This is a genomic window from Motilimonas sp. E26 (assembly GCF_021278025.1).
Taxonomy (GTDB): Bacteria; Pseudomonadota; Gammaproteobacteria; order Enterobacterales; family CBDFNC01; genus Motilimonas.
On the sequence record NZ_JAIBHJ010000002.1, the window covers coordinates 40,909 to 53,362 of the forward strand.

Here is a 12,454-nt window from a genome sequence, read left to right on the forward strand (position 1 = left end):
AAATATATTAACTTAGGAGAAAATCATGATTGCCGATAGCCAAATCAGCGCCATCATCAAGCAATGGTCGTTAAAAGAAAAAATAGGTCAGCTCTTTATCTTAGCGTTTCCCGGTAAAGACGCAGAGCAAGCCAGAAACATGATTGCCGAATACAACTTAGGTGGCTGCTATTTAAGTCAAGACAACGCGACGACGTTTGCCGAAGCTCATCAGCTTAATAAAGGGCTAGAGGGAATATTACATCAACATCAGCGCCTGCCGCTGTTACTGGGTGTAGACCAAGAAGGTGCCTGGGGCGTGCTGGTGGGAGAATCAAGCACAGGCCCAGGTAACTTAGCCCTTGGCGTGGCCGACTCGGTAAAAAACACCGAACAAATGTATCATATATTTGGCGACGAAATGCGCTATGCCGGTTTTAACTGCATATTGGGGCCGTGCTGTGATGTGAACTTTAACTTAGCTTCTCCTATTATTGATACTCGCTCGTTTGGCGATCAAGTTCATAAAGTGAGTGCCCATGCGGCTGGAGCCGTAAGAGGCTTACATCAAGGCAACATTATTGCTTGTGCCAAACATTTTCCAGGCCACGGTGACACCCAAGGTGATACCCACCGAGATATTCCACAGGTTAATAAGTCATATGACGAGTTAAAAGCTAACGATTTGGCTCCATTTCAAGCCGCGATCAACGCAGGCGTTGATGTGGTAATGACCAGCCATATCCTTTATCCCAAGCTAGATACTCAACATCCAGCTACGTTGTCACCCACCATACTGCAGCAGGTGTTACGTCATGATATGGGCTTTGATGGCATTATCATTTCAGACAGTATGAATATGGGAGCCATTGTTCATCACTATCATCCGGTCGAAGCGGCCATTAAGGCCATGCAAGCCGGGATCACTATGATCATGCTATCTGAAGAGCATTACGATCATAGCCACGCCTACTTGGATAAACAGTTAGCAATGATCCACGGCCTAGTTGAAGCGGTGGAGTCTGGCGAGCTTGCAGAAAGTATTATTGAACAAGCACTACGCCGCGTGGTGCGCTTAAAACTGGAGAAGCTAACGCCAATGGCGCTATATCAAGAAGCGGATTTTTCGCAAGGATCATTGGTCGCCAAGCAAGCAGCGCAAGGGGGGGTAACTTGGATCCGAGGAGGCATCAATGGACAAGAGCAACCCCTCTACGTAATCAATGCAACGCCAGCATCCAGTTACAGCAATTTAATCAACCCAAGAGGGATTGGCCCCAATCAAGCACAATCCGCATACTCGCACTTTATCAACGCGCTGAAACACACTCAGCTGAATTGGCAAGAAACCAGCTTAGAACAACTTTCTGAACAGGCAAAGCAAGGCTATATTGTGCTGGTTACAGAGAACCACCCCCTTCCCGGAGAAGATTTTGAACAACAAGCTGCGCAGCAGCTAGTGCAACAATGCAGTCGCGATTTTGACAATTTAGTGGTGGTGGCACTGCGTAGTCCTTACGATTTATGCCAATATCCAGATCTTAAACACTACTTATGCGCCCATTCGGCACGGCCAGAGAGTGCAACTGCTGCAGCGCAAGTATTAGCCAATGAAGTAACTGCCGCACAAGGCTGCGCCGTCAGTCTCGTGAGGTAAAGAAAACCGCTCACGGTATTCATGCCGTGAGCCTCCCTTGCGTTTAGCTCACTCTAATTATCCAATAAAGAACGGATCAAAGCTTTGAGTTTTAACGGCTTCACTGGCTTGCTCAAATAATGGTAACCGTGCTGTTTGATTTTTTGCATCATCTCATCTTGGCGATCGGCGCTGATCACCACGCCGGGAATATCGCCATATTGCAAACGTAACATGTGCAGGGCTTGCAGACCGGTTTTGCCGCCACCAAGATGGTAGTCACTTAATATAATTTGTGGCAACCAGCCTTTTGACAGTTTTTCTATCGCAATATCAAGACTTTCAGCCACTACCACTTCACAGCCCCAGCGGCTTAGCAAATCACTCATGCCTGAGAGAATATCCACTTCATTATCGATACATAAAATTCGTGTGCCCGCCACGCCAACACTTGGCTGAGTCACTGGGTTAACCACCTGCACTTGCTGCGGTGCTGAGCGCTCAATCAACACACTAAATACCGTGCCTTTATTGGGCCAAGATCGCACTAACAACTGATGCCCTAACAATTTGGCGAGTCCTTTAGCAATGGCAAGCCCTAAACCTAAGCCTTGCTCTTGCGCGGTTTTAGAATGGTCTAAACGCAAAAACTCTTCAAAAATGTCAGCCAGTTTATGCTCTGGAATGCCCGGCCCATTATCCCAAACTTGAATTTCAACATGTCTCTTCGTGCGGCGCACACCCAATAGCACCTTGCCTTTTGGATTATAGCGAAAGGCATTAGTAAGAAAGTTCTGTAAGATCCGGCGCAGTAACTTAGGGTCGGAATACACCGGAATATTGGCGAGCAAGGTATGAAAGCTAACCCCATATTCTTTACCGAGCACACTAAACTCAGCATCGAGTTGATTGAGCACGTCGGTAATATAAAAATGCTTAAGTTTCGGTGTCAACTTACCAGCTTCTAGACGCGACATATCCAGTAAATCGCCAATTAATTCTTCTGCCGAGGTCAGTGAATCATCAATGTGCTTAGCCAGAGTGGATGTTTCTGGCGTGTTCGCCATTTCTCTTAATGATGAGGTAAACAGCTTAGCTGCATTTAATGGCTGCATTAAGTCGTGGCTGACCGCCGCTAAAAAACGGGTTTTAGAGTGATTCGCCATTTCTGAAAGTTCAGTGGCATACATTAATTGCGCATTTAAGTGGGATAAGGCTTCGGTGCGCTCTGCGACTCGTGCTTCAAGGTTTTCATTTGCTTCTTTAAGGGCTTTTTCGGCTTCACGAAAGGGCGTAATGTCATAAAAGGTCATGACAAAGCCACCGCCCGGCATCGGGTTACCCTGCATTTGAATTTCTCGCCCATCGAGCCGAGTACGCGATGATTCATGGGGCGTACCATTGCGCATATGTTCAAGACGCCGCTGGATCTGTGACTCAATATCACCCAATCCTAATAAGCCTTGCTCAGCATTGTAGCGCATAATATCTTCTATCGGCCGCCCCACTTGGATCAGCTCTTTGGGAAAAGAAAATAACTCAATATAACGGCGATTCCATGCCACTAATTGTAACTGGCTGTCGACCACCGAAATCCCTTGGTTGATGTGCTCAATCGCCCCTTGTAGTAGGCCGCGGTTAAATTGAAACAGCTCGGAGGCTTCATCCACTATGGTGGCCAATTCGTCCAGCTGCATATCGCGGCCTTGCAAGGCAGAAGACAACACCAACCGCGCTGAAGATGCGCCAAACACCCCAGCCAATAGGCGCTCGGTCAGCTCTATCAGTGACCCCGGCGCTTGCATCTCGGGCTTCAGCTCTAAATCATTAATGCGTGAATAACGGGTGTAATGTAACTTGACGCGACGACGGCCTAAAAACCGTGTAGCTAGCATTTCTAACTCTTCTACCCGCACTTTCGCTTGGTAAAATGCCACCGGATCTTTATCTATATTGCCAACAAAGCCTGATGCTTGCATACGCTCACTTAGGGCTGATGAGGTTAAGCTTGAGCCAATTAAGTAGCCCAGTAAATTAGACACAATACTGAGTAAAATACCCCAATAAGCTGGGCTGAGATCGGTAAATAAACCAAACTGTGGCGGCGTGATTAACCAAATCAACGAGTTGCTATTTATATCACCGGGTAACCAATTTAGTTCATGGCATAAGGTTAACAGCCAAAAACCAAACCCTAAGGTTAACCCTATGTAAACCCCCTTGCGATTACCGCTGCGCCAAAACAGCCCTAAAATTAACGCTGGCGCAAACAGGGCAATGGCGGCAAATGACAACACGCCAATTGCCGCTAACGACTCGAGCTGACTAAACAGTAAGTGCGCGCCCCACGCCAGCAATAAAATAATGATGATCGCGGTGCGACGAACCTTGATCAGCAGATCTTTAAACTCAACAAAGCTGTTCTTTTCAAAATTTTGTCGGCGTAGCAACAAGGGTAAGACAATGTCGTTACTGATCATAATAGACAAAGCTATAGTGGAAACTATCACCATGCCACTGGCCGCTGACATACCACCAAGGTAAGCGGCAATGGCAAGATAAGAGTGGTCAAAAGCCATTGGCAAACTGATCACATAATGATCGGGACTCACGTGTTCGCCTAGCCATAAGTCTCCAGCCATCGCCAGAGGCAATACAAACGCGCCCATGGCTAATAGGTAAAACGGAAACAACCAGCGCGCCCAGTGCAAATCTTGGCCTTGATTATTCTCTACCACAGTGACATGAAATTGGCGCGGCAGACAAATCATCGCACAGGCCGAAAGCAAAGTAAGCACTAACATCTCTAGCCCTTGTGCCCAATTAAACGCCCCCGCTCTGGCACTGAATTTATCTGCAATGGGCGCGGTGATAGCATCAGGTGCAGTATAAAAAACGTATAAAGCAAACACCCCCACCGCAACAAAGGCTATCAACTTAAGTAAGGATTCAAACGCCACGGCGATCATCATGCCGCGATGATGTTCGGTAATATCAATTTTACGAGTACCAAACAAGATAGTGAACATGGCAAGAGCAAGACTCACCAACAGCGCCATCAAGCCAGCATTATCTGCATTTTGCACCGCCGCCACAGTCGGGGTGCCGAGTAACTCAAGCCCCATTACAATGGCGCGCAGCTGCAGCGCGATGTAAGGCAAAATACCAATAATGGCGATAAGAGTGATCACCATCGCCAGCTTTTGTGATTTACCATAGCGCGCGGCAATAAAGTCGGCAATGGAGGTAATATGCTCACGCTTGGAAATGAGGATGATCCGGCCAAGTAACTTCCAGCCAAGGGTAAATACGAGAATAGGGCCAAGATAGATGGGAATGAACGACCAAAAGTCGGTGCTGGCCTGCCCCACGGTGCCAAAGAATGACCAGGAAGTGCAGTACACGCCAATAGAAAGGCTGTACACCAAAGGCTGCCATTTTAAACGCTTAGCTTTGATTCGATCGCCCAACCAAGCAATCAAAAACAATACACTAAGATAAACAACTGATACCGGCGCGACTAACCAGCCAAGATCCATGGCAAACCCAGATTAAGACATTTTCGCTATTGTTATTAAAGCGTTAAATCAACACAAGCAAAAACATCACAGAGTTAGATCTGGCGCTGCCGTGCCAAGTAAAACACAGGTAAAGCCAGCACCGCCATCAGCCAAAATATATTGGCTTGCCAAGTCGGGTAAAAATAGCCTGACATTAAGGTAAGTACCGCGGTAGTTAAACCTAAAGCAATCGCGGCATACAGGGCTTGCAGTTGAATGGCATATTCCGCAGAGGCTTCTTCTGAAATGTAACGAATGGCGGCAATTTGCGCAGCGGCAAAGGTAATTGCGTGCATGGCTTGCGCCAGCACAATAACGCTAATTTCGGTGGTACTTGCCAGTAAACTCCAGCGCACCGCAACCCCCACTGCCGCTAATAAAAACAGTTGGCTAGCACGCCATTGGCCAAACCATTTACTGGCAAAAGCCATAAAGCACACCTCGGCCAATACCGAAAAGCCCCATAGATAACCGATACTGGTTTCGCTATAGCCCACGCTTTTCCAATAGATAGAGCTAAAACTATAATACGCCGCGTGACTGCCTTGAATACAGCTGGTGATAATAATAAAACGGATCACACTTGGTTTTTTTAGCACTTGCCACAGCGGCGTGCGAACGGTGTTTTGTACTTGAGTATCTTTAGGCAGGGTAGCGGGCTTGATTAAGCTCATTAGCACTAATGCCAATAGACTCGCCAACATGGCATAGAGAATAATGTTGTGGTCAAAACGGGTGATCAGCCCGCCCATAATACTGGATGATACGATAAAGCTCACCGAGCCCCATAAGCGCACCTTGCCATAATCAAGGCGAATTTGACTAACCCATTTTGATGCCAACGCATCGCCAAGTGGCATTAACGGCGAGATAATAAAGTTGGCGAGTAAGGTACCCAGCGCCAGTAACACAAAGCCTTGTAGAAATAGAAATACTGCAAAACAAGCTAATGTAAGGAAACACAAATAGCGGATCACAGGTAGCAGCTGGCTTTCTTTTTTTACCCGCGGCACAATCAATAAGCTAGCAATACAGCGCAAAAAAAGCCCTGTGCCTAACACCAAACCGATTTGCCCTGCGGTTAACCCCTCACCTTCCAGCCATAACGCCCAAAAAGGCAGGAAAATACCCCAAGCAAAGAAAAATAAGGAGAAAAAGCTGGCAAGCCAAAGGGGAGAAGATAAAAAAGGCACTTAGTGAACTCCTTGGAGAATAAGTGCCTATTGTAGCGAATAATAAATGATAATGTTATAAAAGTTATGGATAAGGAGGCTGCGGACAGACACCACCAGTACATTTAGCCCACGTTAATTCAAAATTTGTGTCATTTCCTGGTTTGGGTCCCCAAGTATTATGATTCCTACACTGGGACATAACCTTGCATACGTACTTATCCGCACCAAATTTCATTTGGTCGCCTTGATAATATGGAGCATTCTCAACATAGCTTGGAGGTATATGTAATGGGTTTGAGGGATCTTGCACTAGTTTTAGAGGTGCTCCAGTACCAGAGCCGCCGCCATTAATAGAATCAAAAAACTCATCTGACTTAAACGTGGTAACAGGGGATAGATCTGAGGCCAAAGTTATACTTCTAGAATCACCTGAGTCTAACGAATTCCAGCTGACATCAATAGTCAATTTTTTCAATTGCTTGCCTGTAGCAATCCCACTGCTTGGTACAATTGTTATATCTGTTGGAGATGATTTAGTCACGGTGAACGTAGTGCCATTATATGCCTGAGAAACTGCTCCGCTCACCACAACTGTAGAAAAATTACTTTCATCAAATACACGTATCTTTTCAAACGATTCCTGAGCCAAGCGAGCAGCAATCATATGTTCTTCTGCTTCAGCACTTTTCTTTCTCATGTGCTTTTGTAACCCAATAATTCCCATTACCCCTACTGAAATCACCAGTAAAGAGATTAAGACTTCTAATAATCCAAACCCTTTATTACGCATCAAAATCACTCCATCCACCTGGAACCCAATATGCCGACGCAGCATCTCCATTTAGACGGCTGGTTAAATAATCTGAGCGATAAACTATGTGCAGGGTGTTTTGATAGCCGAATGTATATTTGTAATCAAAAATAGCCGCCCCATGTATCTGCCCATTTAAATCAAAAGCGAAACTTGCCTGTGAGACACCTTCAGCAGAACCACCTGTCACATTGGTCGAATCAAAGGCATACAACAAACCGTAAATATTCGCAACTCCTGATAAACTACCATCCTGAACAATCAATGTAGTAGGGTCTCCATCTACACCAACATCAGCGGTCAACACACAGTCACCCTGAACCCAAAGGGCAACAGGCTTAGGTATAAGTGCTAAAGCAGTATCTATAGTCGTTTCATTACAATCAGCAATGACCGCAACCTCATCACTATCTCGAACATCAGTCCAATCTTTTTCTGGGACTCCCATATACGCTAAAAAGTTATCTCCACGAAGAGAGTCTACGCCCGTTTCATCTGAACCTGCAGGATATAAAGCAACAGAGGCGCCCGATTTATCAAAAACAGGACCACCTGTTTGGATTGCATGTTCGGCATAGACGGGGCTATGGTTATATTCGCCGTTAATATTTATTGACCCAACGACTGTAGAAGAGCCAGCAGCCAATAATGGTGAATCAATAGTTTTCACACCATATCTAGCATCAGCTATACGACTTATAGTCTTAGTATTATTTCCGCTATCGCCTTTTCCTTTAGATGTGACTCGTACTGTGCTGCAATCGACACACATTTCTTCAATTTCAACGGTATATCTGTTAGCGTCTGTCACTGTATAAAGCTTCCTCCCCGATCCTAAATCTGTACTAGGCAAAGCTGAAGCTTCTTTCCACCCCTTACTATTCATTAAGCTAAAGGCATAATCCATTCCCGCCTCAGCATTAATAAACGCTTCTCGATAGCGATAATCATTTGCTGCAATTTTACTTTCCATCACCCGCGATTTAACACTAAAAAAAGTAAAACTGGTTGCAGAGATAAGCAATAATAAAGTAACGGTTAGCATGGCTAACCCGGATTGCTTGCTTGAAAGTTGTGTTATTTTCATTGTCTATATAACTCCAAATTTCGAATTTGTATTTCTGATGACATGGTTTCTGTTGCTGTTTTTTGCGCTATTGATACTTCGCCAGTTAAGTCAATTTTAATCAAACGCATTCTGGTTCTATCGCTATCAATCGTTCTGGGAGTAAATTTCAGTGATTTAATAGTGATTAAATTCGGGTCCGTTATTTTTTCCCATGTACCAGAAGAGGTGCAATCGGCAGGATTGGCATCAATTGAGTGGCCAAGCTGAACGGCATTATCTTTTAGGCGATAGCCAAAGCGCTCTTCCGCCTCTGGAATACCACCTGTTTTATTAAAATCGTACATAAACACTATACAGCTATCAGGGACACTATTGTGGGCAAAAATTTTCGTTGCCACGCCAGCAGAAGCAGCGCTCACAACGCCGCCAATGGTAATAGTTGCGTCCTCTTCCCACATAAAATTATTAGCACCGGATACCGTGCCCATCGCATAAGAAATGGTATCCCCTCTATACCCTGCACGGCGAATATCAGATTCCATCAGGTGCATCACTGCCTGAAGGTCGGTTTTCATACGGGAGTATTTGATACTGTTGATGTTATTAACCACACCACTGACGTATAGGCTGGAGATCATGGCGATCACTAAGGTGCCTAGTACTAGGGATATCATTAATTCGACAAGTGAGAAGCCGTGTTGTTTTTTTAGATACATTCCTTGTAACCTAATCCTACATCGCCTACTTGGCAGATTCTGACCCTGCCGCGTGGGCTAGTGATCACATTTAATTGTTTATGCTGCGCATTTTCTAGCCGAATTGTACCGCCATTTGCAGTTAAACGCACGGATGAAAATTGTACTTTATTATCACTAAAGGTAACTGGTTCTACTGTTGCTAAAGTGATCTTCTCACCGTCAACCCAATCAGCACTGGTGTCTAGGCCATCTAATGTACAGGAGTTTGCCGTAAAACAATCGCAACTCGCTAAGTCAGTTAAACCCGTTTTCCATTTGTTACCTTGTTGGCAAAAATGAAGGTAGATGTTTTGATTACGCTTTAGCGCTTCGCTCTTGGCATGCATTAACCGGCTATAGGTAGATTCTGCAATACCTTTTAAGTTTTGATCTTGCGTTAAGCTTTGATAGGAAGGTAAACCAATGCCAAGGATAATTCCCATGACCACTAACGCTATCATTAACTCTATTAAGGTAAATCCTTGGGTAAATTTACGGTTAAATCCGTAACTAAACCCCCTCACCTTTTTTAACATATTCCCTTCTTAGCCACTGGCATTTTAACATGAACAAAAAATAACCTCGATACTCAGATCACAGTTTAGTCAACTAAACGATAGATTTATCACTTAGAAGCAGTTAAGTGATGTTTTTATTAATAGTGTGATCAGACTAAAGTCTGGCTAGTTAATCTTTGCTAGTTCGCTAAGCTCAAAAGAAGCGCTGAACAATTTCAAACCGTTAGAGGAGTTAATTGTGGCGGAGCACTTTACCTTTACCCATGCACCATTTGATTTGTTAACCAAAAATCAGCAGAAACTCTTTTTGGATCATTTAGATATTGTCTATTTCCCCGAACAAGCTCACTTCATAAAGCAAGGTGAGACCGCTAGCTTGCTTTATATTGTGCTAAAAGGATTGGTGGAAGAGTTCAGCGAGGCAAACCAATCCATTTTCGCTCACTACACTAATAACGACTTCTTTGATATTCGCAGCCAATTTGGCAGCCCATGCAAACACGATTATCGAACAATAGAAGAAACCATTTGCCATACTCTGCCAAGCGATGTATTTCGTGATTTGCTCAACAGCAACGCTGCCTTTGCCGATTATTTTCAACGGGATTTAGCACAAAAATATGCACAACTTGAAGCGCGTGAAGGTAATAAAAACTTAGCTGAGTTTATTCTGACCCGTATTGATGACTCTAACGTGCAACCTGCCATAGTTATTGGCAGCGATGTGAGCTTAAAAACCGCCACTAAAATGATGCTAGAACAAAAGTTGGAAACCTTAATTGTTGAGCAAGACGGGCTTTACGGCATGCTCACTGGTACCGATTTGTTGCGCGCGGCAGTATTAGACGAGCAAACGTTAGATTCCGCCGTCGCCCACTACGCCAATTACCGTTTAATTAGTATTGAGCAAGGTGACTTTTTGTTTAACGCCATGTTGGCCATGACCCAGCATCAAATAGAACGGGTGGTGGTAAAAAACGGCGACAGCATCGTTGGTATTATGGAAATGGCTCATGTGCTGAGTTTATTTTCCACCCACTCCCATGTGATTGCGCTACGTATTGCACGTGCGAAGAATATTGAAGAGCTAAAAAAAGCCGCGCAAACTTTAAATAATCTGGTCGAAAACCTCACCAACAACGGCATTAAAATTGTGTTCATTATGGAGCTACTGGCCACCATGAATGGTCAGATAATGAAGAAGCTGTTTGAACTATTAGTCCCAGAGTCGGTGCAAAACCAAGTTTGTTTGATAGTCATGGGCAGTGAAGGACGTGGCGAACAAATATTAAAAACCGACCAAGATAACGGTTTAATTTTAGGCGAGCATCTTATTTGGCCTGAGCAACGAGCTACATTAGCAGCGTTTAGTCAGCACTTACTTAGCTTTGGTTATCCGCCCTGCCCCGGTCAAGTGATGGTTAACAACCCGTTTTGGGTAAAAACCAGCAATCAATGGCATGAGCAAATTGAACAGTGGTTATTACACGGACAATCGGGTGACAGCGAAAGCTTGATGCAATTAGCCATTATTAATGATGCCCATGCCGTCGCAGGTGATAAAACGCTTTTGCCCCCGTTAAAACAACAAATAATAGATGGCTGTAAAGGTAAAGAAGTCATGCTGTCACAGTTTGCCCGCATCGCCTTACAGTTTGGCTCACCTTTGAATTTTTTTGGCCATATCAAATCTAATGATGCTGGGCTTGATATTAAAAAAGGCGGCATATTTACTATTGTTCATGGCATTCGCTCATTGGCGATTGAACAAGGCATTGCTACAACCAATACTTTGGCGCGCATTAGAGAGCTAGCCAAATTACGGGTGTTAGAGCAAAAACAGTCACAAGATCTGCAAGAAACGCTGCAACTGTTTTTTTGGCTACGATTAGAGCAACATTTAACACCTCACCAGCAAGGTATGAACTTACTCGATATTACTCAACTTACCCCCAACGAACGCGATCTATTACGCCACGGTCTACATGTAGTGAAAAAATTTAAAAGCTTTTTAGCCCACCACTTTATGATTCGAGATTATTAACCATGCTTTTTCAACGGTTACTAAGACCATTTGATAAGATGCGTGCAGCAAAGGGACCATTTGCAGGGTTATTTACGCCATGTAGCGTAGATGAAGTCGTTTCAATTGATTGCGAAACCACCAGTTTAGATCCACAAAGCGCAGACATTTTAACCATAGGTGCAGTTAAAATTCGTGGTAACCAAGTGCTTACCTCACAAAAACTGAGTTTAAAAATCCAGCCTCCTAAACCTATTAATCAAGACTCAATTCCAGTTCATCACATAAGAAATCAAGATATAGCTGGCGCCATGAGCCTAGAGCAAGCTTTGCCAATATTACTCACCTTCATTGGTAACCGCCCCATTTTGGGTTACTTTGTGAAATTTGATATCACCTTAATTAACCGTTATACCGAGCTGTATTACGGCTTTCATTTACCGAATAAACCCATCGAGCTATGCCATGTGTACTATAAAAAGGTAAACACTTATTACCCAGACGCATGGCTTGATCACAAATTTGAAACCTTAGCTGACACCCTAGGTGTTCCCATTATTGGTCGTCACAGCGCCCTTGGGGATGCGATCACCGTCGCGTTAATGTATTTACAGTTACAACAAGGTAAACGCCCGAAACTAATGTAAGAAGTAATAAAAATACTTTTATATCAAAAACTAAAAATAATTTTTTCGCCACCTCCCCATTATTCACGGGTTAGTCAGATACACCACATGTTACAAAAATTAATATTTAGGTGAAGCGGTTCACATTACTTTAACCTTTACCCGTCTATGATGTTCACCAAAATATTAAGTCTCAGTTTTATATAGTGTTAGCCAAAGGTCTAATTGTTAAAACTCATGTTTTATTCGAGTTTAATTATATATTTCAGGCTAGCGCCAGCCTGCAACAGTGGCATAGCAAAACTGATAGTGATTCCCTT

General features: G+C 44.1%; 9 protein-coding genes. 3 read left to right on the top strand and 6 right to left on the bottom strand.

Translation table 11 applies throughout. The features are described from left to right. The first annotated feature begins 25 nt into the window (after positions 1-25). A complete protein-coding gene (locus tag K1M91_RS01530) occupies positions 26-1,636 on the top strand; it encodes a glycoside hydrolase family 3 N-terminal domain-containing protein (RefSeq protein ID WP_232799795.1) in 1,611 nt (536 codons plus the stop codon). 53 nt (positions 1,637-1,689) lie between these two features. Here K1M91_RS01530 and K1M91_RS01535 read toward each other — a convergent pair whose 3' ends face one another. The 6 genes from K1M91_RS01535 to K1M91_RS01560 form a co-directional block, all read right to left on the bottom strand. Then, the gene (locus K1M91_RS01535) at positions 1,690-5,154 is read right to left on the bottom strand and encodes a hybrid sensor histidine kinase/response regulator (RefSeq protein ID WP_232799796.1); all 3,465 of its coding nucleotides are present in this window, start codon (positions 5,152-5,154) and stop codon (positions 1,690-1,692) included. Between the two features lie 74 nt (positions 5,155-5,228). Further along, positions 5,229-6,368 (bottom strand): 3-phenylpropionate MFS transporter, encoded by a 1,140-nt coding sequence (locus K1M91_RS01540; protein WP_232799797.1) that lies wholly within the window; start codon positions 6,366-6,368, stop codon positions 5,229-5,231. A 64-nt stretch (positions 6,369-6,432) separates the two neighbouring features. After that, a complete protein-coding gene (locus K1M91_RS01545; protein WP_232800037.1) occupies positions 6,433-7,140 on the bottom strand; it encodes a prepilin-type N-terminal cleavage/methylation domain-containing protein in 708 nt (235 codons plus the stop codon). Continuing rightward, on the bottom strand, positions 7,133-8,248 hold the full coding sequence (locus K1M91_RS01550) for a pilus assembly PilX N-terminal domain-containing protein (protein ID WP_232799798.1): 1,116 nt from the start codon (positions 8,246-8,248) through the stop codon (positions 7,133-7,135). The genes K1M91_RS01545 and K1M91_RS01550 overlap by 8 nt, the downstream gene beginning before the upstream one ends. Next, on the bottom strand, positions 8,245-8,946 hold the full coding sequence (locus K1M91_RS01555) for a prepilin-type N-terminal cleavage/methylation domain-containing protein (RefSeq protein ID WP_232799799.1): 702 nt from the start codon (positions 8,944-8,946) through the stop codon (positions 8,245-8,247). The genes K1M91_RS01550 and K1M91_RS01555 overlap by 4 nt, the downstream gene beginning before the upstream one ends. Further along, positions 8,937-9,503 carry a GspH/FimT family pseudopilin gene (locus K1M91_RS01560; RefSeq protein ID WP_232799800.1) on the bottom strand — a complete coding sequence of 189 codons (567 nt, stop codon included), beginning with the start codon at positions 9,501-9,503 and terminating at the stop codon, positions 8,937-8,939. The genes K1M91_RS01555 and K1M91_RS01560 overlap by 10 nt, the downstream gene beginning before the upstream one ends. 220 nt (positions 9,504-9,723) lie before the next feature. Between K1M91_RS01560 and K1M91_RS01565 the strand changes: the two genes are divergently transcribed. Then, complete coding sequence (locus K1M91_RS01565) at positions 9,724-11,529, top strand: DUF294 nucleotidyltransferase-like domain-containing protein (protein WP_232799801.1); 1,806 nt, start codon at positions 9,724-9,726, stop codon at positions 11,527-11,529. A gap of 2 nt (positions 11,530-11,531) precedes the next feature. Continuing rightward, a complete protein-coding gene (locus K1M91_RS01570; protein ID WP_232799802.1) occupies positions 11,532-12,155 on the top strand; it encodes a 3'-5' exonuclease in 624 nt (207 codons plus the stop codon). The last annotated feature ends 299 nt before the right edge of the window (positions 12,156-12,454 follow it).